General features: G+C 41.4%; 20 protein-coding genes. 4 read left to right on the forward strand and 16 right to left on the reverse strand.

Going from position 1 to position 22,527, the window contains the following annotated elements:
* Window positions 1-63: 63 nt before the first annotated feature.
* From pgdA to EKB01_RS07070, 13 genes are all read right to left on the reverse strand, one after another.
* Window positions 64-1,452 (reverse strand): peptidoglycan-N-acetylglucosamine deacetylase PgdA, encoded by a 1,389-nt coding sequence (pgdA, locus tag EKB01_RS07010; protein WP_167266276.1) that lies wholly within the window; start codon window positions 1,450-1,452, stop codon window positions 64-66.
* Window positions 1,453-1,555: 103 nt separating this feature from the next.
* Entirely contained in the window at window positions 1,556-3,283 is a 1,728-nt protein-coding gene (ezrA, locus tag EKB01_RS07015) for a septation ring formation regulator EzrA (protein ID WP_167266279.1), read from the reverse strand.
* Between the two features lie 80 nt (window positions 3,284-3,363).
* Window positions 3,364-5,310: a DNA topoisomerase (ATP-hydrolyzing) subunit B gene (gene gyrB, locus EKB01_RS07020; protein WP_167266282.1), complete on the reverse strand. Its 1,947-nt coding sequence runs from the start codon at window positions 5,308-5,310 to the stop codon at window positions 3,364-3,366.
* A 13-nt stretch (window positions 5,311-5,323) separates the two neighbouring features.
* On the reverse strand, window positions 5,324-5,887 hold the full coding sequence (locus EKB01_RS07025) for an HAD-IA family hydrolase (protein ID WP_279586244.1): 564 nt from the start codon (window positions 5,885-5,887) through the stop codon (window positions 5,324-5,326).
* Window positions 5,888-5,976: 89 nt separating this feature from the next.
* A complete protein-coding gene (locus EKB01_RS07030) occupies window positions 5,977-6,525 on the reverse strand; it encodes a DJ-1 family glyoxalase III (RefSeq protein ID WP_109289788.1) in 549 nt (182 codons plus the stop codon).
* A gap of 10 nt (window positions 6,526-6,535) precedes the next feature.
* Window positions 6,536-7,759, reverse strand: a complete 1,224-nt coding sequence (locus EKB01_RS07035; RefSeq protein WP_109289787.1) for an FtsW/RodA/SpoVE family cell cycle protein — start codon at window positions 7,757-7,759, stop codon at window positions 6,536-6,538.
* A gap of 5 nt (window positions 7,760-7,764) precedes the next feature.
* Window positions 7,765-10,257 (reverse strand): bifunctional DnaQ family exonuclease/ATP-dependent helicase, encoded by a 2,493-nt coding sequence (locus tag EKB01_RS07040; protein ID WP_208288073.1) that lies wholly within the window; start codon window positions 10,255-10,257, stop codon window positions 7,765-7,767.
* Between the two features lie 196 nt (window positions 10,258-10,453).
* Entirely contained in the window at window positions 10,454-11,305 is an 852-nt protein-coding gene (locus tag EKB01_RS07045) for an NAD(P)H-hydrate dehydratase (protein ID WP_167266284.1), read from the reverse strand.
* Between the two features lie 56 nt (window positions 11,306-11,361).
* Entirely contained in the window at window positions 11,362-12,135 is a 774-nt protein-coding gene (locus tag EKB01_RS07050; protein WP_109289784.1) for an HAD hydrolase family protein, read from the reverse strand.
* 4 nt (window positions 12,136-12,139) lie between these two features.
* Window positions 12,140-12,997 (reverse strand): bifunctional methylenetetrahydrofolate dehydrogenase/methenyltetrahydrofolate cyclohydrolase, encoded by an 858-nt coding sequence (locus tag EKB01_RS07055; RefSeq protein WP_049549837.1) that lies wholly within the window; start codon window positions 12,995-12,997, stop codon window positions 12,140-12,142.
* 148 nt (window positions 12,998-13,145) lie between these two features.
* Window positions 13,146-13,466 carry a TfoX/Sxy family protein gene (locus EKB01_RS07060; protein WP_109289783.1) on the reverse strand — a complete coding sequence of 107 codons (321 nt, stop codon included), beginning with the start codon at window positions 13,464-13,466 and terminating at the stop codon, window positions 13,146-13,148.
* Between the two features lie 33 nt (window positions 13,467-13,499).
* On the reverse strand, window positions 13,500-14,234 hold the full coding sequence (locus EKB01_RS07065; RefSeq protein WP_000140925.1) for an amino acid ABC transporter ATP-binding protein: 735 nt from the start codon (window positions 14,232-14,234) through the stop codon (window positions 13,500-13,502).
* A complete protein-coding gene (locus EKB01_RS07070) occupies window positions 14,234-14,917 on the reverse strand; it encodes an amino acid ABC transporter permease (RefSeq protein WP_001011622.1) in 684 nt (227 codons plus the stop codon). The genes EKB01_RS07065 and EKB01_RS07070 overlap by 1 nt, the downstream gene beginning before the upstream one ends.
* A 191-nt stretch (window positions 14,918-15,108) precedes the next feature.
* Here EKB01_RS07070 and EKB01_RS07075 point away from each other — a divergent pair, with 191 nt between their 5' ends.
* The 4 genes from EKB01_RS07075 to EKB01_RS07090 all read left to right on the forward strand — a co-directional run bounded on the left by EKB01_RS07075 (window position 15,109) and on the right by EKB01_RS07090 (window position 18,779).
* Window positions 15,109-15,339 (forward strand): DUF1797 family protein, encoded by a 231-nt coding sequence (locus EKB01_RS07075; protein WP_000443577.1) that lies wholly within the window; start codon window positions 15,109-15,111, stop codon window positions 15,337-15,339.
* Between the two features lie 237 nt (window positions 15,340-15,576).
* Entirely contained in the window at window positions 15,577-17,838 is a 2,262-nt protein-coding gene (locus tag EKB01_RS07080) for an ATP-dependent Clp protease ATP-binding subunit (protein WP_167266287.1), read from the forward strand.
* A 130-nt stretch (window positions 17,839-17,968) separates the two neighbouring features.
* Window positions 17,969-18,421 (forward strand): NUDIX hydrolase, encoded by a 453-nt coding sequence (locus EKB01_RS07085; protein ID WP_109289781.1) that lies wholly within the window; start codon window positions 17,969-17,971, stop codon window positions 18,419-18,421.
* Window positions 18,422-18,479: 58 nt separating this feature from the next.
* Entirely contained in the window at window positions 18,480-18,779 is a 300-nt protein-coding gene (locus tag EKB01_RS07090; protein WP_000767203.1) for a DUF1827 family protein, read from the forward strand.
* Between the two features lie 72 nt (window positions 18,780-18,851).
* On the opposite strand, the gene metK is transcribed toward EKB01_RS07090, so the two are convergent.
* The 3 genes from metK to EKB01_RS07105 form a co-directional block, all read right to left on the reverse strand.
* Window positions 18,852-20,042: a methionine adenosyltransferase gene (metK, locus tag EKB01_RS07095; protein WP_000003926.1), complete on the reverse strand. Its 1,191-nt coding sequence runs from the start codon at window positions 20,040-20,042 to the stop codon at window positions 18,852-18,854.
* 180 nt (window positions 20,043-20,222) lie between these two features.
* Window positions 20,223-21,566: a DEAD/DEAH box helicase gene (locus EKB01_RS07100; RefSeq protein WP_167266289.1), complete on the reverse strand. Its 1,344-nt coding sequence runs from the start codon at window positions 21,564-21,566 to the stop codon at window positions 20,223-20,225.
* Window positions 21,567-21,703: 137 nt separating this feature from the next.
* The gene (locus tag EKB01_RS07105; protein WP_167266292.1) at window positions 21,704-22,513 is read right to left on the reverse strand and encodes an endonuclease/exonuclease/phosphatase family protein; all 810 of its coding nucleotides are present in this window, start codon (window positions 22,511-22,513) and stop codon (window positions 21,704-21,706) included.
* Window positions 22,514-22,527: the final 14 nt, after the last annotated feature.

The raw sequence follows: 22,527 nt of genomic DNA on the forward strand, positions 1-22,527 counted from the left end.
GAAGAAAATCTAAAGAAACAAAATTCTGATTATCAGAACACTTGCTCCTTTAGATTTTAACAATTATTGATCACGGTCGTAATAGATCTCGTGAGCCTTCAAGCGAGAATTGAGCAATTCAGGAACGGTCACAAATGTATAACCCTCACCCTTTAAATACTCAATGACACTTGGTAGAGAATTAACAGAAGGAGCATGGATATCATGCATGAGAATGATAGAACCATTACGAACTTGGTGTTGAATTTCTGTCAAAATAGCAGCTTCATTCTTACTCTTCCAGTCTAAACTATCCACATCCCACATGATAAAACTCAAGTCAAGACTATTTCGAATATCATCAGTGATGGCACCATAAGGTGGACGCATCAGTTTAGAGCTTGATCCTAAAACTTGAGTCAACAAATCTTCTGTATCAGTGATTTGCTTTTTAGCATCTTCGAGGGATAATTTAGAAAGGATAGGGTGATCCCAGCTATGATTTCCCACAACATGACCTTCCGATTTCATTCGTTTCAGAAGATCCTCATTTCCTGCTATGTTTTTTCCAAGTACAAAGAAGGTTGCTTTTACACCATACTTAGCCAAGGTATCCAAGGCTTGTGGAGTTGTAGTCGGATTAGGACCATCATCAAAGGTCAAGGCTACAACCTTTTTATTTTTCTTGGCAAAGTAAGCTTGATAAAGTTCAGCATCTTTTTCTAGTAAATAAGAGGAATCAATGACATCAAAGAAACTGGATATTGGTAAAGCAATTTCTTCAACAGTCTCTCCAGGATTAGCAGGATAAAGGATAATTTGACTATCTTTATAATCAAAACTCCAAGATGCCAAATCCTGATCTGTGAAGTTTTTGACAACCTGATCAATTTTTGCCTGGTCAAGTTTCTTATCTTCTAGAGTTGATTTGATTTGACTTAGTAAGAGTTCCTTAGCCTTGCTTGCATCTTTAAAAAGTTTACTGAGGTCAAAATCTTTCCCATCTTCAGTCAAGAAAATTTTTCCTAAAGAAGTCTTTTCTTTTTCTTCAACCTTTGATGCAGACAAATCGTAGACTTGCTTGCTGATATTACGAGCAACAACTCCCTTTAAGACAGGATCCAGCTGTTCAGTATAATAAAAGACCAGATCCTCTTTATCTTCTAGATTTTCTTTGATGTCTTGGTTGATTTTTTCTCTAATAGACGCAATAACTTCCTCTCCTTGCAGAGGGTAGTAGGCAATCACCTCCGCTTGCCCTTTTCGGAAATTGTCCCTCTGACTACCTGAGTTGAATTGCTGATCCTTTTCGCTTTTTAACGCTTCAATTTTTTGTTCATAAGATTGCTTTTGTAGAACCTTGTAGCCAATGGCACTTCCCAAAAGAATCATAGCGATTCCTAAGATCCCAACAAAGGAAAGCAATATACTTCTCTTTTTATCGTGAGAAACACGGTTCATATTTTTCTTCATATTTCCATCATATCAAATCAAAGCTATTATTTCAATGATAAACAGGTAATCTAGCTCCATTTCAAAAATAAAGAAAAAGCTTAGAGTTCTCTAAGCTTCTATTTTAAAAGCGAATTGCTTCACGTGTTTTTTCATATGAAGTCACAAAACGATTTGTAACTCCTGGTTCTGCAACTTCCAAGGCTTGAGAAATCTTCTCAAATGATGCCCGATAGTCAAACTCTTTCTCAAAAATTTCAAGTGCTTCGTTGAAAGCCTCTTGGATGCGTTCATCAAATGAACGGTAACGATTTGAGTATTGGAGAAGTTGCTCTGTCAAAGTTGCATACTGAACAATATCGTATGTTTCTGTCTCAAGTACTGCCATATCATTCGTTGCAATTTCAAGAATTCGCTTAACAGATTCAATATTAACCTGCGGTTGTTCTAGCTCCGCCATCAAATCTTCAGTGTTATGACTTGCAGTAAAGAAGAGTTTCAAAAAACTTTGAGGGATTCCTGGTAAGTTTCGCTTTTCCATGTAACGTTTGATGGTGTGCAAACGATTCACATAGACATTTGCTTTTTGGCGAGCATTGAGGTCGTCTTTTTCAATTTGCGCAAGTCGTTCGCTCACAGAAATTTGCTCATCTTCAATATCTTTGAGATTGCTTTGAAGCATTTCCAACTGTTCTTCAAGAACAGAATAGGCTTGAGCAGATTCTCTTTGATCCTCTGTTATTTCTAAAATAGCAGTATCAAGTGCAGCTAATTCTTCTTGAAGTCGGCGAACATGATTTCCATCACTTTCTGGAAGAAGATAAGTTTTATTCAGGCGTTCAAGATCTTGAACAAGCACCTGGTTATTTTCTTTCAAGTGGTTGAGATAGGTTGGAAGTGTTGAGAGGAGATTCTCAACGACTTTTTGAGCCTCAATTTCACGAGTGAAAATATCATAAAGTGCGTTGATTTCTTCTTGAATGCGATTATTTTCATACTCTGCATTGTCCAACTCCAACTGACGAATGTTTTCTTGATTATTCTTCAAAGATTCATGCAAAAGTTGGAAACGTGACTCAATATCTGTTTCAGTAAAGTGGTAGTTGGCATCCAACAACTTGCGATAGCCTTCTTCCAAATCTGCTAATTGATCTGGTAATTCCTTTGTCAAGGTTTCAACAAGAGCTGGAATCCGATCAACAATATGCGTTAGAGCAAGAATATGATTTTCAGTATCATCTAAGATTGCTGCAGCTTCGACTGGGTCACCTGATGAGTTAAGGGTAACGAATTGAGAGAATTCCGATTGGATGTTTTCCAATTGTTTCTCAATCTCAGGAAGAGCTTTTCCATATTTCTCTGAATCTTCTGCAACGGTATGTTGAAGGGTTTCAAACAAGTCCAAAGCATGTAGGACACGACCACTGTTCTTAGATTCTTGCTTTTCGAGTTCAGAAAGGGCATTGCGAATAGCTGCAATATCCTCTTCAATCAAACTAATCTGGCTTTCAATTTGATCAATCTTGTGAGCTGCTTTAAAGAAACGAAAAGAATTATTGTAGTTTTCAGCTTCAAAGAGGTGATTTTCGATGTCTGCAAATGAGTTCAGAGATAAATCAACCCATTTTTGATTCCATTCACGAAAGGTTACCTGACTTTGACCAATCAAGTGCATATTTTTAACGGCTTCAACCTCATCATTTACAGGAAGGTTGTAGAGTTCTTCTTTTCTTTCTTCAAGCGCCGTTAATCTGCTTACATTACGCTTACGTAGAAAAATGGCTGTTACATAAGCTAAAATCAAAATGACCGCAATCGCAACCATTAGATAAATTAGTTGTCCATTAGACATATCAAACTCCTTTTATACTAGAAACAATCGTAATGATTATATCATATTTTTTAAACCAAGGGAACTATTTCCCACATTTTTTAGACGTCAAGTGTACTGTAAACAGCGTTTTCTTCGATAAATTCGCGACGAGGTTCTACCCGATCGCCCATCAACATATCAAAGATTCTATCTGCTTCAGCAGCATCATCTACTGAAACACGCGCCATCAAGCGATGTTCTGGATCCATGGTTGTTTCCCACAATTGGTGGTCATCCATTTCTCCCAACCCTTTATAACGTTGGATGGTTGGCTTTGAGCGTCCTTCACTATGACGTGCTAAGGCTTCTTGGAGTTTAATTTCTTGATCTGTACCTGGCTGGATGTATTCTTTGATCTCACTTCCAACTTTAACCCCATAAATCGGTGGTTGGGCAATATAAACATAACCAGCTTCTAGGATTGGTTTCATGTAGCGGTAAATCAAGGTTAGCAAGAGAGTTCGAATGTGGGCTCCATCAACATCGGCATCGGTCATCAAAACGAGTTTTTGGTAACGAGCCTTAGTAACATCGAATTCTGCACCAAATCCTGTTCCCATGGCTGTGAAGAGGCTCCGAATTTCTTCGTTGGCAAGAATTTTATCCATACTAGCCTTTTCAACGTTCAAGATCTTACCACGAATTGGTAAGATAGCTTGGAACTCACGGTTACGACCAGATTTAGCTGATCCACCAGCCGAGTCTCCTTCGACGATGAAGAGTTCGGTTTCAGCAGGATTATTTGAAGAACAGTCTGCTAGTTTTCCTGGAAGATTGGAAATTTCCAAACCAGATTTCTTGCGCGTGACTTCACGCGCACGCTTGGCGGCCACACGAGCCTTGGCAGCCAAAACCCCTTTTTCCACGATGCGCTTAGCAATCTGTGGATTTTCCATGAGAAAATCAGAGAAGGCCTCGCTGAAGAGGCGATTGGTGATCTTAACTACTTCACTATTGCCCAGCTTAGTCTTGGTTTGTCCTTCAAACTGCGGATTTGGATGTTTAACTGAGATAACTGCAGTCAAGCCTTCGCGAACATCTTCCCCTGTTAGGTTGTCTTCATTGTCTTTTAGCAGCTTATTTTTGCGGGCATAATCATTGATAACACGCGTCAGTGCTGTACGGAAACCTTGCTCATGCGTTCCACCTTCATGGGTGTGAATATTATTGGCGAAACTCATGACATTTTCGTGGTAACCGGTTGTGTACTGCATGGCTACTTCAACAGTAATATCATCCATCTCACCATCTGTGTAGATTGGTGTGTCAAAGATAACATCCTTGTTCTCGTTGATATATTCAACGTAACTAGCAATCCCACCTTCATAGTGGTAATGCTTGCTTTGTTCGAGACCTTCACGCTTATCTGTGATGGAGATTCGAAGCCCCCGGTTCAAAAAGGCTAGTTCTTGAATGCGTTTATTTAATTTGTCAAAGTCAAAAGTTGTTGTTTCTGTAAAAATCTCTGGGTCCGGCGTGAAGTGAACTGTTGTTCCCGTTTTATCCGTATCTCCAACCACCTCAAGATCAGCAACGACATTCCCACGGTGGTATTCTTGATAATAAATTTTTCCGTTTTTATGAACCCGAACATCTAGTTGAGTTGAAAGGGCATTTACTACTGATGAACCCACACCGTGCAATCCACCTGATACCTTGTATCCGCCACCGCCGAATTTTCCTCCAGCGTGAAGAACAGTAAAGACGGTCTCAACGGCAGGACGTCCTGTCTTTTCCTGAATGTCAACAGGAATACCACGTCCATCATCCACAACGGTGATGGAATTATCTGGTTCAATAAGGACTTGGATATGACTGGCAAATCCTGCTAGGGCTTCATCAATTGAATTATCAACGATTTCCCAGACTAGATGGTGAAGGCCTTCTTTTGAAGTCGACCCAATATACATACCTGGACGCATACGAACGGCCTCCAACCCCTCCAAAACTTGAATTTGGCTGGCATCATAATCCTGTGCCTGTTGATTTTTGATTTCTTCTGTCATTTTTTCCCTTTTCTTACATGTCTATTGCTTGTCTCAGTGTCACAACGTTTTTAAAAAGATAGGCATCTAAGCCGGCAGCTTTCCCTGCTTCTACATCAATATTCCTGTCTCCAATGACCAAACCGGATGAGATATGATATTTATCACGTAAATAAATCATGGACTCAGGATCTGGTTTTCGTTTGAAACCGGAACTGGCAGTCACGACTTCTGTGAAATAGTCAGCTATCTGAGTCTTTGCAAGAAGTTCTAGAACTTGGTCATTTCGATGAGAAACTAAGAAATGACGGCCACCCTTGTCAGAAATGTCTTTGAGTAGTTCTGGAATCCCTTCAAACAAAACTGGATACTCTAGCTCACGCGCTTCATTATCTTTGTAGTTTTCTAAAAAATTCTCGATGTCTGGGGCAAACTTCTCAATGGCAAAAGCTGTCGAAACCTTTAAGGCTTCGTAAACACGGTCGTGTTCTTGCTCTATTCCGTATTGGGCTAAGGTCTCTACAAAGGCTGCTGTAGAAGTCTCATAATTATCCAATAGGGTGCCACCTAAATCCCATATGTAGTCGTGATATTTCATACCCTTCATTATACCATTTTTTTATGAAAAAAGCGATGATTTCCTAGATTTTTCCAAGTAAAAACGAGAGCCGAACTCTCGTCTTACTGTTAATTTCCAAAGACATCTCGATAGAGCATGCCGACTCGTAAACTTTCAGCATCCCCTCCCAACTGCTCTACCAACTCATAGGCAAAGGCAAGTGCGGTTGACGGTCCTCGGCTAGTTGTTAGATTGCCATCCACAACCACTGTTTGCTTTTGATAAATTCCATCACTGATGTTCTCCTGAACACCGTCATAACAGGTGAAGCGCTTGTCTTTCAGGATACCTGCTTGATGGAGGGCGATTGGAGCTGCACAGATGGCAGCAATTTTCTTTCCTGCTTGATTAAAGGCTTTAATCTGTGAAATGAGGGCTTGATTATCCCGTAGGTGAGCTGAGCCTGGCATGCCACCTGGAAGAACGACCAAGTCATAGTCAGACAAATCACCATCAAAGATACGGTCGGCTTTTACCTGAATGTCATGCGATCCTGTCACCTGTTCTTCAAATCCTACCATATCACATGAAATGTTTGCTCGACGCAAGACATCAACTACTGTCAAGGCTTCAATTTCTTCAAAACCCTGGGCTAAAATAACTGCTACTTTTGCCATAGTGGCCTCCTTATTTGATTTGTTTTAGGACGACTTTCTTTCGTTTGAATGGAACTTTTCCACTTTTCTCCTCCGCTAGGTTGGTCTGGTAACTCATAGATAAGAGGAGACCGACACCAATGAGGTTGCTAATAATTGCGGAACCCCCTTGAGAGATGAAAGGCAGAGGAATCCCTGTCAAAGGAAGTAAGCCTGTCACGGCACCGATATTTTCAAAGATATGGAAAAGCAACATCATGATAAAACCAGTCGAAATGTAGGTGTAGAACTGGTTATTTGACCTGAGCGTAATCTTCAACATCCGGTAAATAAGAAGCAAGTACAAGGCAACGACAAAGACCGAACCAATAAAGCCAAAATCTTCAGCAATCACTGTAAAAATCATATCACTCTCACGTACTGGAATGAGGAGATTGGACACATTGAAACCTTGCCCAAACAAGCCACCACTTCCAATCGCAATTTGTCCCTGCGCCTGTTGGTAAGTCGTTGTTTGCGCGAAGTCAAAGGGATTGAGCCAAGCCAAGATGCGGTTGATCTGGTAGGTTGGCATCCCAATCTGATGCAAGAAGGCACGTCCATCCTTGCTTATAAAGATGACCATGAAGCCTGCAACTGCAGTCACTCCTGTCGCAAAAACAGGAATGATAATCTTCCACGAAACACCTGAAAGGAGAACCATACCTGCAAAAATAGCCACAAAGACCAAGGCAGTCCCCAAGTCACTTTGTAGGGCTAAGAGGATCAAGACTGGGATGGTAAAGGCGATCATCCAACCAATCAATAGGAAATCCAAGGGAATAGTTCGTCGCCATTCCTTGTGTTTTTGAGTGAATTGTACGATGACTCGAGCTAACATCAAGATATAGGAAATCTTCATGAACTCCGATGGCTGAAAGAGTGTCGTTCCACCAATCGATACCCAGTTCTTGGCACCTGTTGACGCTACAAGATTTGGATTGTAGAAAACAAGAGGGAGGACCATCAAGGCTAGGCCTAAACCATAGAGATAAGGAGTCACCTTCCATAAAAACTCGGTATTGAAGAACATGACCACAAAACCAATGACAAGGCCCAAGGAAATCCAAGCGATTTGCTGGCCTAGTATTGGAAGTACATTATTTGGATAGTCATGACTAACTGCTATATAAATGGCCACTACTCCAATCACCAGTAAACAAAACACTGGTAGGAGAAGGCTATAATCGACTCGAGAGTCGAAGGAACGTTTCATATTTTTTACCTCTTCTCTTTCTTGGATTTTTCTTTCATTCTATTGCGACGGGATTGGAGAAAATCAGCTACAGCAGACTCTAGCTGGTCTCTAGAAAGAACCTGAACAGTCCTTTCTTTTGACAAGGTCTGAGCGATTTGTTTGCCGTAACGCTTGCTGACAACACGACTGTCTAAGATTACAGCAACCGAACCTTGGTTGGGCCGTCTAACAGTACGACCCAGGGCTTGTTTTAGCCGAATGATAGTCATCGGCAACTGATAATCATAGAAAGGATTTTTTCCTTCTTGACGCAGTTCTTGGTTTAATTTTTTGGTTAAGGGTTCTTGGGGGTTTTGGAAAGGCAATCTCGGAATCACTTGAATCACGCAAGGATGGGTTGAAAAATCAACCCCTTCCCAGAAACTACCTGTTCCAAGCAAGATCTGACGTTCGCCTTTTTCAAAACGTTTTTTCAGTTGGCTAGGTTCCCCATTTTTATACTGAGCTAGATGCGGTTGGTCGAGCAGGTCTGAAACTACCAGCAACATCTCTTTTGAGGTAAACAAGACCAGTATGGGTTTTTGAAAGGCTTGTAACCTTCGGATAACAGAAGCCACTTCACTAGCATAGTCAACAGGCGAAACTTCTGTCACAAGAGGAAAATCATTGACTAGAAAGACTTCTTGTTGCTCCTGTTTTGCTACATCAAGCCTAACAAGTGGAGCATCCGGAAATCCCAATAAATCTGCTAAGGAAACCCGATTGCTGATTTCAAGAGTAGCCGATACTCCTAGGAGCCTGCAATCTTCTGGCAATAAGTCTGCTAGTATAAAGCGGCCTTTTTTACTTGAACAAATCAAGACATCCTTGCTCGATTTCTCTGCTGTAGCAAGCCAAAATTCACGGTCCGAGGTGAAAAAGTTTGCAAGTTCTCGATACTCTGGGAGAGCTAACTCCGAAAAATGCTGGCGCAAGTGTTCGAGAGAATCCAACCACTTTCCATTCTTCAGACCTGACTGATAGTGCTCCATCAAGTAACGACATTCAAAGCCGATACTCTCAAGCAAACGTTTCTGAACCAAATCTTCCTCTGACTCCAAGGACTTTTCAATTTGGGTTACAAGTTCCTCAAGGCGATAAGCCTGCTGGGCTAGATTTTCGAGAGCTAACAGCATTTTTTGAGCTTCATCCAAAATCACCAAACGATTGTCGACAAACTCTGGATTGTCTTCCAAACGAGTGACCAGATAGGCATGATTGGTCAGAAGAACACGACTGGTCTTGGCCTTTTCCTGCCCTCGTTTCCAAAAATCCTCTGTAGCAAATAAACTTTTCTTTGAAAGCTTGCCATCGTGGACTAGTTCTGGTAGAAAATGCTGATAGCGATAAAGTTGACCGATTTCGTCCAAGTCACCTATCTCTGTCTCTGTTAGCCAGATAAGCAGTTGCATTTTAAATCGAGTAAATAGACGATTGGACTCCGGCCGATGGAGGACTTGGTGAAAAGCATCCAATTTCAAGTAATTTTGAGGCCCCTTGAGACTATGAATCTCCATATGGAAAACCTCTTTTAATCGCTGACCTTCTTCTTGCATGATTTGATTTTGAAGAATTTTGGTCGGAACACTCACTAGGATACCTGCTTGACTCTCCAAGTTCAAAACTGGGAGGAGATAACCATAAGTCTTGCCCAGTCCCGTTTGAGCTTGGATAAAGGAAGTCTGGTGTTCTTCCAATAATTGCTCAATCTTCTCCGCAAATTCCAACTGTTGCGGTCGCTCCTCCAGCCCCAATAAAGAAATATTTTTAGCAAAATCTTTGGATAACTTTCGTGGGACTAAGGCTTTGCTTTCCTTTTTGAGGAAAAGCCCATGAAGTTCCATCAAGTCTGGCGAAGACAAGAGAGATTGTTGCTGATAGACCTCCTCAATCACCAGATAACTTTCATAGAGAAGGTTGTCTGCAAGGTTTAATAAGCTTTCTAAAAGCCCTTTAGGTAGCTCAAAAAGTTTTTGACGCATGTAAAGCAAGAGTTCAGCTGTTGCTTGAGCATCTGACAGGGCAGTATGGGCATGTTCCAGCTCAATGCCCAACTCTTGACAAAGAATACCTAGATTGTACTTTTCAAATTGAGGATATAGAACTTGGGCTAACTCAACAGTATCCACCCGCGGGGTGCGCAATTCATATCCTTCAAAAAAGAGGAATTCTGCAAGGAGGTTGGCATCAAATTGTACATTGTGCGCAACAAAAATACCGTCCTTAACCAATTCAAAAATTTTTCCGGCCACCTGAGAAAACTCTGGTGCCGCAGCCAAACGCTGATCGGTTAGACCCGTTAATTCTTTGATATGAGAATCCAAGGGTTCATGGGGATTGACATCGGTCGCATACTGATCGATGATTTCACCATTCTCAATCACCACAATGCCTACTTGAATAATTTTTGCCTTGCTTCCAGTGCTGGTCGCCTCTAAATCAACGACCACATACCGATCATTTCTCGCATTCATCATTAAAAATTATATCAAAAAAAGCATGATTTGACACCCCTCAACTTTGATAACAATCTCACTTTCCTTTTGAGTTTGAGTAAAAATCAAGACCTTAGAAGTGAGAATTTCACGCAAGTTAAGCAGTTGGTCGCTGGTTTTGAGGTATTTAAAAACCTTATCAACAAAGCTACATCAACATAAAAAGGCAACCAAGGTATTAGCTGCCTTTTTGAGATATTTTTTTCATTGTTTTCGGAAGAGCCTTGCTAATTTCTGTTGGCAAGACAAGGTAGTTTTCTTGAGCTAGTTCTTGCGCGATAGCTGAATGAAGATAGGTCGCTACCACCACTCTCTCATAGAGACTGACTTGATGAAACTGACCTGCAAAACCTGCAATCATCCCAGCAAGTGTATCTCCCATCCCACCAGTTGCTTGATAAGGGCCTCCGACTTCTAATTGATAATATTCAGGCTGCCCAGCTTGCCAGATACGAGTCGCTGGACCTTTCTCAACTAGAATCGTTCCTTGAGGAAACGCTGAAAGAGCACTAGCAGTCGCCTCTGTATTTTGATGGTCAAGAACTATACCAGACAGTCTTTCCCACTCCTTTTGGTGGGGAGTTAGGATGAGCTGACTGGAAGGAAATGGTAACTGGCCGTTTGCTAAGATGCCCAAAGCACCGCCGTCTGCAATCAAAATCTGGTCTTTTCTAAGGCTCTCACAGACCCGTTTTACGAGTTCTTCTCCGAATGCATCCTCTCGCAAACCCGGACCTAACAAGATAACTTCAGCCTTTTCCAACTGTTCTTTTAACAATTGCTGGTCTTGAAGAGAAAAAGCCATGGCCTCAGGTAAATGGCTGTGCAGAGCAAGGATATTTTCCCTATCTGTGCCAACAGTCACCAAACCTGCCCCACTTTTAACTGCTGCAATGGCGGACATGATGATAGCTCCCCCATAAGGATAGGTTCCTCCCAGCAAGAGCAGGCGACCGTAATCTCCCTTATGGCTGTGACGAGACCGTTCAATAATAACTTTTTCTAATAAAGTTTGATCAATCACTTTCATCGATTTTTCCTCTCACTCCATTATACTACAAAAGGAGGGGCAAACCTCCTTCTACACTATTTTCCCTTAAATTCCGCAAAGGTCTGTAAGATTTTAGCTGCCACTGCTGGAGAAGGTTCTCCTTTTAGCTCTAACGTGTCATCTGCATATGGAGTAAGGCCAGCAAAGTCTCCTATCTGGACTGAATAAAGAGACGTTTTAAACAATTCAATATCGTTTTGGTCATTTCCAAAAGCGATGAAGTTCTCCCCGCATAACTTTTCAACAGTTGTCGCCTTATGAGTATCCAAGGGATTAACATAAAGGCACTTTTCATGCGCATGATAGGAGAGATGAGCCTGGCCTAGTCTTTCTAGCTGACCAAGCAGATCATCAAGCAACTCCTCATGGTCACCCATATAAACGACTACCTTAATCGGAGTCCCTAAGTTCTCAAGTTTCTGATGACGAGCCACCTTTAGGGGATCCACACTGGAAATAAATGGAATCTTCTCTACAATCTGACCACTGTAGTCAAAGCAATCATCTACAAAGAAAGGGAGATTATAAGTCTGGCAATAATCCACTAGCGCCTGATAAACTCTAGCATCAAGATTCCTTTCGAAGATAGCCTTCCCTAAATGATAGGCTACGCCACCATTCAAACCTATGACTAAGCGCTGACTGAGTTCAGAACCTAATAAACCCAAACAATCCCGATAAGAGCGGGCTGAGGCAAACACAAGCTCATGCCCATAATCTTCAGCCTTTAAAAGAACCTGCTGAATCTCCTCATCTATGGTCATGTAGTCAAAAGATAGCGTTCCATCCAGGTCAAATACGAATTTCATCTTCCTAGTCCTTGTTTAGTGTTCGAAGCGCTGCCTGATAGGTTTGCTCCATTAGCATGGTAATCGTCATAGGTCCAACTCCACCAGGTACAGGTGTGATGTGACTAGCAAGTGGTGCAACAGCATCATAATCAACATCTCCACAAAGCTTGCCATTTTCATCTCGGTTCATCCCAACGTCAATGACAACCGCTCCTGGTTTGACAAAGTCAGCAGTCACAAACTTGGCGCGACCAATAGCTACGACAAGGATATCCGCCTTAGCAGCCACCTTGGCAAGATGATGGGTGCGTGAGTGGGTCAAGGTCACAGTCGCATTCTTAGCTAAAAGAAGCTGAGCCATCGGTTTTCCAACAATATTTGAACGACCGATAACAACCGCATTTTTACCTTCCAAGTCAATCCCATACTCATGAAACATTTCCATAATTCCTGCAGGTGTCGAAGGAATCATAACTGGATGACCAGACCAGAGACGCCCCATGTTTAGCGGGTGGAAACCATCCACATCTTTTTCGGGGTCAATAGCTAATAAAACTGCCTCTTCGTCAATATGTTTTGGCAAAGGTAATTGAACCAAAATCCCATGCCAAGCTGGATCTTGATTGTATTTGGCAATCAAGTCTAACAATTCCGCCTGGGTAATGGCCTCTGGAACTCGCACTACTTCACTACGGAAGCCAGCAGCGAGAGCTGACCGTTCCTTATTGCGAACGTAGACTTGGCTGGCAGGATTGTCCCCCACCAAAATCACTACCAATCCTGGAACTAGACCTGTTTCTTCTTTTAGTTTGGCCGTCTTTTCAGCCAACTGTCCTTGTAACTTAGCCGCAAGAGCCTTCCCATCAATAATCTGAGCCATATCTCTTCTCTTTTCTATCAAATATCCTCTATTATATCAAAAAATAACTCGCCATCCTAACACTTCTTGCCTAATGGACCTTATAGTCTGAAACTATAAGAAAAAGCCCTTGTCGAGCTTTTATGCCTATTTATACTAGGTAAATCTGTCATGCTTTCTTTTTGACTTTTGGAGCCGGTAAGACTTCATACATCTCCTTGATTAATTTCATTAGAAATGATTTATCTTCAATGTCTTCTATCAAAATCATCTCCTTAGCTCCTTCATAAGGACGTTCAAGCCTAGTCTGTCCCAGTTGATCCAAGACCATCTTCACAGGCTTCAGTAACAGACGATTATCATAGATTCCTCCAATAATCTTTCCACGATAATAAAGAATATACTCTCCCATCATTGGACGATAACTCATCTCCTCTAGCTCTGATAGCTGTTCGAGAATAAAGTTTAAATATTCTTTACTGGAAGCCATGATACCTACTCCATTTCTTCTAAAAATGAGGTCTTACAAAACCTTACTCAAAAATTCCTTGGTCCGTTGTTCTTTTGTTTGATCGAAAATCTCTTCTGGTGTTCCATCTTCGACAACAACCCCATCTGCCATAAAGATAACACGGTCTGCTACCTCACGCGCAAAGCCCATTTCATGAGTCACAATCACCATAGTCATCCCTGACTTGGCAAGGTCTTGCATAACAGCTAGAACTTCTCCAACCATCTCCGGGTCTAGGGCTGAAGTCGGCTCATCAAAGAGCAAAACATCTGGTTCCATAGCAAGTCCACGTGCAATGGCAATCCGTTGCTGCTGACCACCTGACAAACTCTGTGGATAAGCCGTCGCCTTATCTGGCAAGCCAACTTTTTCTAACAGTTCCTGTGCTCTTTTCTCCGCAACTTCCTTGCTTTCACCTTTGGTTTTAATTGGTGACAAAGTGATATTTTCCATCACTGTCATATTGGGAAAGAGGTTGAATTGTTGGAATACCATGCCCATCTTTTCACGCATGGCAAAAAGGTCATTTTTCTTATCTGTGATATCAACTCCTTCAAAGATAACCTTACCTTTACTTGCTTCTTCAAGGAGATTCATCGAACGAAGGAGGGTTGATTTCCCGCTCCCTGACGGACCAATAATGACCACAACTTCTCCACGTTTAATCTCAAGATTGATGCCTTTTAAAACTTCATTTTTCCCAAAAGACTTATGTAGTTCTTCAATTTTAATCAAGGTTTCTGTCATTATTTCTTGTCTCCTTGTCCAATATGTTTTTCAAATGCTTTCAACGCCACTGTCAAAACAGAGGTCATAATCAAATAGTAAAAGGCTGCAAATAAAAGAGGAGTCAACGGTAAATAAGTTGTTGTTGCTACTGTCGTTGCACCATTCCACAACTCCATCACCCCAATCGCTGATAAGAGGGAACTATCCTTGATAATGGTGATAAATTCGTTTCCAAGAGCTGGAAGAATATTTTTGATAGCTTGTGGCAAAATGACATAACGCATGGCATTTTTGGGACGAATACCTAAGGAATAAGCTGCCTCTAACTGCCCTTTAGGAACCGCATTGATCCCCGCACGAACAGTTTCTGAAACATAAGCACCACTGTTCATAGAAATAATCAGAATACCAGGAATCAAACGAGAAAGATCAACTCCTAAAATTCCCACTTGAATAGTCGGAGCATTGATATGCATAAGAGCAAAGGCAATCATTATTTGAACCATCATAGGCGTCCCACGGAAGATCCAAACATAGACATTTGCAAACCAAACGAGCGGTTTAAAGCGTGAACGTTGAGCAAAGGCCAGTAACACACCTATAATGGTCCCTAAGCAGACAACAAGGATGGAAATCAATACGGTAATCAGAGCACCATAGTTAAAATACGGTAAATACTTTGGTAAAAAAGAAAAATTCATATTCAATCAACTTTCTATGTATTAGATTGTATGATTATAACATGAATTGAATTAAAATGCAATCCTTTTTCCCTAATTTTAACAATTAACTTGATAGAATAGAGAAATAGAGAGAAATCACAGTTTTTTTCTAGTCAACTACCTCTTGTTTATGGTAAAATAGAAACGATAAGAAATGGAGGAGAATCAAAATGGAATCACATTTGGTTAGAATCATTAACCGCCTAGAAGCAATGACAAAAGATGGTGGAAATCTAAAACGTAATTTTGAACGTGAAGGTGTTGTTGTCGCAGAAGTTGCATACAGCCATGACGAAGAAAACGGATCACTCTTCACCCTTCGCGATGTAGAAGCTCGTGAAACTTATACATTTGATAGCATTGATTTGATTGCAATGGAGATCTACGAACTCCTTTACTAATATAAAAACAACGGGCAGTAGGGCCCGATAAATGAGAATCCTTTTTGTCACCACAAATGGGATTTTTTCTTACCTTCAATGTCGCTGGATTCTTCATAAATCCCTCTTTTAAAAACGACCACTTCCCAATCTTTTTACTTGCTTTACACCTTAATCATGCTATAATGAGAGTATAAAACTTTGACTATTCTTGACCTTTTTCTTAGACCAAGAATAAGAATGAAATGAGGTAGATGTATGCTCTGTCAAAACTGTAAAATTAACGACTCAACAATTCATCTGTATACCAATATCAATGGACAGCAAAAGCAAATTGATCTCTGTCAAAATTGCTATAAAATTATCAAAACAGATCCAAATAATACCCTCTTTAAAGGAATGACTGACTTAAACAATCATGACTTTGATCCTTTCGGCGACTTTTTCAATGATTTGAACAATTTCAAACCTTCTTCTAATAACGTCCCTCCAACTCAATCTGGTGGAGGATATGGAGGAAACGGTGGTTATGGACCTCAAAACCGCGGACCTGTTCAAACACCTCCTCCTAGCCAAGAAAGAGGGCTCCTAGAGGAATATGGTATCAACGTGACTGAAATAGCTCGTCGAGGAGATATTGACCCTGTTATCGGCCGAGACGAGGAGATTATCCGCGTTATCGAAATCCTCAACCGTCGAACCAAAAACAATCCTGTCCTTATCGGAGAACCAGGTGTTGGTAAAACAGCTGTTGTCGAAGGTTTAGCTCAGAAGATTGTCGATGGTGATGTTCCCCATAAACTCCAAGGCAAGCAGGTCATCCGTCTGGATGTGGTTAGTCTAGTTCAAGGAACAGGGATTCGAGGTCAATTTGAAGAGCGTATGCAAAAGCTCATGGAAGAGATACGCAAACGCGAGGACATCATCCTCTTTATCGACGAAATCCATGAAATTGTTGGTGCAGGGTCAGCAGGTGATGGCAATATGGATGCAGGTAATATCCTGAAACCTGCCCTTGCCCGTGGTGAATTGCAATTGGTTGGCGCTACTACTCTCAATGAATACCGTATCATTGAAAAAGATGCTGCTTTGGAACGTCGTATGCAGCCTGTCAAAGTTGATGAACCAACTGTCGAAGAAACCATTATCATCCTCAAAGGGGTTCAAAAGAAATACGAAGACTACCATCACGTCAAGTACACAGACACTGCTATCGAAGCTGCTGCAAATCTTTCCAATCGCTATATCCAAGACCGCTTCTTGCCAGACAAGGCTATTGACCTGTTAGATGAAGCTGGTTCTAAGATGAATCTGACGCTGAACTTTGTTGATCCTAAAGTGATTGATCAGCGTTTAATTGAAGCTGAGAATCTCAAGGCTCAAGCTACTCGAGAGGAAGACTTTGAAAAGGCTGCCTATTTCCGCGATCAGATTGCCAAGTACAAGGAAATGCAGAAAAACAAGGTGACTGACCAGGATACTCCTATCATTAGCGAGAAAACCATTGAGCATATCATTGAGCAGAAAACCAATATTCCTGTCGGAGAACTCAAAGAAAAAGAACAGTCTCAGCTTATCCATCTAGCAGACGACCTCAAAGCTCATGTCATTGGTCAAGATGAAGCTGCCGATAAGATTGCCAAAGCCATCCGTCGTAATCGTGTTGGTCTTGGAACTCCTAACCGCCCAATCGGAAGTTTCCTCTTTGTCGGACCAACTGGTGTCGGTAAGACAGAACTGTCCAAACAACTAGCCATTGAACTCTTTGGTTCTGCTGACAGCATGATTCGCTTTGATATGAGTGAATACATGGAAAAACACAGTGTGGCTAAATTAGTCGGAGCCCCTCCAGGTTATGTTGGCTACGATGAAGCGGGTCAGTTAACGGAAAAAGTTCGTCGTAATCCTTACTCACTCATCCTTCTCGATGAAGTCGAAAAAGCCCATCCAGATGTGATGCACATGTTCCTTCAAGTCTTAGACGATGGCCGTTTGACAGACGGACAAGGACGAACAGTTAGCTTTAAGGATGCTATCATTATCATGACCTCAAATGCCGGTACCGGTAAGGCCGAAGCCAGTGTTGGTTTTGGAGCTGCTCGTGAAGGTCGAACCAACTCTGTTCTCGGTGAACTCGGCAACTTCTTTAGTCCTGAGTTTATGAACCGTTTTGACGGCATCATCGAATTTAAACCTCTCAGCAAGGACAACCTCCTCCAAATCGTCGAACTCATGCTAGCGGATGTCAACAAACGCCTCTCTAGCAACAACATCCACCTCGATGTGACAGACAAGGTCAAGGAAAAGTTGGTTGACCTAGGTTATGATCCCAAAATGGGAGCACGCCCACTCCGTCGTACCATTCAAGACCATATCGAGGATGCTATTACAGACTACTACCTTGAAAATCCAAGCGAAAAAGACCTCAAGGCAGTCATGACAAGCAATGGTAAGATTCAAATCAAATCTACCAAAAAAACTGAAAAAATCAAAGAAAATACTTCTGAAAGAGAAGAATAAATCTATATAACAAGTGCAGAAAGTCTATCATTTTCTGCACCTTTTTTACTAAAATAAATGAAAAACCTTGACAGCTAGCCCCTCGTCCATTATGATAATAATAAAGATACTAGAGAATGAGGAAAGTTCAATGGCAAACCCAACTTTTGGTGATAAAAAAGAGAATGTGACCTACCAGCCCCGCTATGGCGTGTACGCAGTTATTCCTGATGCAGAAAAAAAACAAATTGTCCTAGTTCAAGCTCCCAATGGTGCTTGGTTCTTGCCAGGTGGAGAAATTGAAGCAGGCGAAGATCATCAAGATGCACTGAAGAGAGAACTAATCGAAGAACTTGGCTTTACAGCTGAGATTGGAACCTATTATGGGCAAGCTGATGAGTATTTCTACTCTCGCCACCGTGATGCCTACTACTACAACCCAGCTTATCTCTATGAAGCTACTTCTTTCCAAGAAGTACAAAAACCATTGGAAGATTTTAATCATATTGCTTGGTTTCCTATTGATGAAGCAATTGAAAAACTCAAACGTGGTAGCCATAAATGGGGAATTGAAGCTTGGAAAATCCAGCATGGAATTGACTAAATTGCACGATTTTATCCAAAAAGTGCTATAATAGAGTTAGAAAATCGGAGGAACTGTTATGAAGCTTATCAACACGACTAATTCACACTCGCAACTTGTTAAAAGCCAATTAGAAAGTACTGACGCAACTCTTGTTGAGGTCTATTCGGCCGGAAATACAGATGTGGTTTTCACACAAGCCCCGCTTCACTATGAAATCCTCATTTCGAACAAACACCGTGCTATTCGTGAACCCGAAATTGAAACCATCCAAGACTTCTTCTTGAAACGTAAAATCGACAAAGAAAGTATCGATGAAGCAAATATCAAAACCCTCTATTCGGATAAATTGATTGAGATCTCAATCCCTATAAAATAAGAAGACCAGCTTTTAAGCTGGTTTTCACTTGCAAAAAAGATTGGTAGTTGTGTACTACCAATCTTTTTTATTTTATTTCACAGCTTCTTTCAAAGCCTCTACCTTGTCCAAACGTTCCCATGGAAGGTCAATATCTGTACGTCCCATGTGTCCATAAGCCGCTGTTTGACGGTAAATTGGACGTTTAAGATCCAGCATTTGGATAATTCCTGCAGGGCGAAGATCAAAGGTTTGACGCGCTGCTTTTTCAAGTTTGCTTTCAGCTACTGTTCCTGTACCGAAAGTATCGATACGAACAGAAACAGGCTGTGCCACACCGATGGCATAGGCCAATTGCACTTCTACTTTCTTAGCAAGACCTGCTGCCACGATATTCTTGGCAATGTAGCGAGCTGCATATGACGCAGAACGATCCACCTTAGTCGCATCCTTACCAGAGAAGGCACCGCCACCATGACGAGAATAGCCACCATAGGTATCCACGATGATCTTACGACCAGTCAAACCTGAGTCTCCTTGAGGTCCACCGATTACAAAGCGGCCAGTCGGATTGATGAAGAATTTTGTTTGCTCATCCAAGTAAGAAGCTGGAATAACTTCTTTGATAACCTTGTTAATCACATCTTGATGGATTTGTTCATTAGTAGCTTCTGGATCGTGCTGAGTTGAAATAACGACTGTGTCCACACGTACTGGACGATCATTTTCATCGTACTCAACTGTAACTTGTGATTTGGCATCTGGACGAAGATAACTGATTTCACCAGACTTACGAAGTTCTGCCAAACGACGAACCAACTTGTGGCTGAGTGAGATTGGCAATGGCATGAGTTCTTCTGTCTCATCCACTGCAAATCCAAACATGAGACCTTGGTCACCAGCACCAATCAAGTCAAGCGGATCTTGATCTGCACTTCCACGGACTTCCAAGGCTTCGTTAACACCTTGGGCGATATCCGGCGACTGCTCAACAAGCGATGGATGAACTCCAACTGTTTCCGCAGAAAAACCATATTCTGCATTCGTATAACCAATCTCTGCAATGGTATCACGAACCACACGGTTGATATCCACATAAGCATTTGTAGAAATTTCACCAAAAACATGGACAGAACCAGTGTATACAGCTGTCTCAGCAGCAACGTGCGCCTCTGGATCCTTTGCTAAAATAGCATCCAAAATCGCATCTGAAATTTGGTCTGCAATCTTATCCGGATGCCCCTCAGATACAGATTCAGACGTGAATAATTTACGTTCTGACATAAAAATGTCCCCCCTTAAAAAATATTGTTATAGAGTTACAAAGTACTGATAGAAATTTCTACCATCTTATCGGGACTATATAACCTTATCATTATACCACTTTTTACTCATTTTTGCATTCTTTTCGAAAATTTATAAAACGAAGGTACAAAAAGGAGCCATTCAGCTCCAATTTTGTTCTTAAAATGTTTGGCGTTTGGCTTTACGCTCGGCACGGCCACGAGCACGATTTTCAGCACGCTTGGTTTTGCGACGTTTTTCATCCACCGCCCATTGAATCTTCTTCTTATAGCCTGGCTTGACTTTTTTCTTTTTCTTTTTAACCAATCCAATCATTTCAATATCAAGCTTATCCTGCTTCTTTTCACGATTAGCACGACGATCACGGTCATAGGTGTCTTGAAACTCTCCATCTTTGACCATCTTAGGAGTAAACTTGATCCCTAATTTCTCCAACTCACGGATATCCGAGTCATCACTAGGCTGGTAAAGGGTAATAGCTGTACCAGGCAGACCGTTGCGCCCAGTCCGTCCAACTCGGTGAACAAAGAAGGACAAGTCTTGCGGAATGGCGTCATTGATAACATGGCTGACACCTTCAATGTCAATTCCACGCGCTGCCAAGTCCGTTGCGACAATGTACTCAAAATCCAGATTTTTCACCTGATTCATGATCCGCTTGCGTTCACGAGGGGCAATATCTCCATGAATCTTTGCTACCTTCAATCCTTGGGCAGTCAAGTAGGCATGCAATTCATCAGCACGCGTTTTTGTGTTAACAAAGATCATTGCCAAATAAGGTTGCATCAACTGAGTCAGTTGGTAAATCTGAGCATTCTTATCTCGTCCCTTGGTTGAAATCAACCAGTTATCAATCGTATCAGAGATGACTGTTTTTGTTTTGATTTTCTCCATAACAGGATTTGACAAGTATTTTTTCAAGAACGGTTGCAATTTTTGTGGAATCGTCGCTGAAAAAACCATGAATTGCAAGTCTTTTGGAAGTCTTCCTGCAATCTTATCAACGGTTTCCAAGAATCCCATATCCAAGGTCATATCGGCTTCATCAACTACAAATGTCTTGGCCTTATGAATGGCTAAATCACCAGATTTGACCAAGTCATAGATGCGACCTGGCGTTCCGATAACGATATGTGGTTGGTTGCTGGCCAGTTTTTCAATCTGACGCGCCTTATCCGTACCACCCACATAATTAACCACACGAACTTCGACATCTGAGTGAGCTGCAATCTGACGAGCTGCTTGGTAAATTTGAGTAGCCAACTCACGACTTGGTGCAGTAATGACCGCCTGCACACTATCGCTAGTTTCATCTAATTGCTGAAAAATGGGTAGTAAGAAAGTGTGGGTCTTTCCTGAACCTGTTTTTGACTCGCCCACCAAGTCACGACCTGCCAAGACAATAGGAATCAACTTTTCCTGAACTTCGGTAGGAGTCGTAAACTTCAACTCCTCCAAGGCTTCTGCTATATAATTTTTAAATTGAAATTTCTTAAATGACATACTATCCTCGATTCTATCCTTTCAATTATACCATATTTTGTCCTATTTCAGTAGCTTCATTTGAATCTCAGTCCTGTATTAAAGATTCAAGTAGCTTAAAAGGTTGGAACCTCTGATTCCAACCTCTTTCATTATTTTCAGGTCAATACAGCATTCAAACCATAGTGGTCACTGACTTGTGGACCATTTTGGCCATCAAAAACTACATGCAAACTTTCCACTTCTAAGTCTTTTGTCGTAAAGACATAGTCGATTCGTAGTGGTTCGGTATTGCCTTTCCAGCCATCAATTTCTGGTGGAACGGTATAGCTACCACTTCTTTCTTTCGCAACTTCAAACGCGTCTTGTAATCCTAATGGGCTAGCTAAAATCGCTTGATAGCCTTCCTGACCAGCTGGATTATTAAAATCACCTGCTAAAATCAGAGGTTTGTTCAACTCTTTTAATACAGCCTCAAATCGTGCCCATTCTTCTTGGAAACCTTTATCCCACCAAGAGAGATGGACACTTGCAACTGCAAGTTCTTTGCCTTCAACTACTGTTTCTGCCAAAGCAACTCGACGAGTGTGGTAATCTGTTGGATCATCTACATCTGATACTAAAATCTCACGCGCCTTAATAGGTGTTTTGGATAAGATAGCTACACCTTCATGGTAGCGGTCATAGCCAATATGATTATAAGCCCAAGTCCAGTAGTAGTTTTTCCCTTTCTCAGACATTTTTTCGACCAGGAGTCGTACATAGTGATCCTGATGAATAGGTTCTGCTGATGGCAAAGCTTGATAGTGATTGTTAACCTCTACCTCCGGCGAAGTCATTTCTTGATTAATTTCTTGAAAACAGATCAAATCATAATCTTTGTCAAGAATATCTTGGAGCAAGAGCTGGAATTTTTCCTCTGCTTCTTTTTCCATCCAACTATGAGTATTGAGTGTTAAAAATTTCATGCTTTTCTCCTAAA

The organism is Streptococcus sp. CCUG 71758 (assembly GCF_011714815.1).
Lineage (GTDB): Bacteria > Bacillota > Bacilli > Lactobacillales > Streptococcaceae > Streptococcus > Streptococcus halitosis.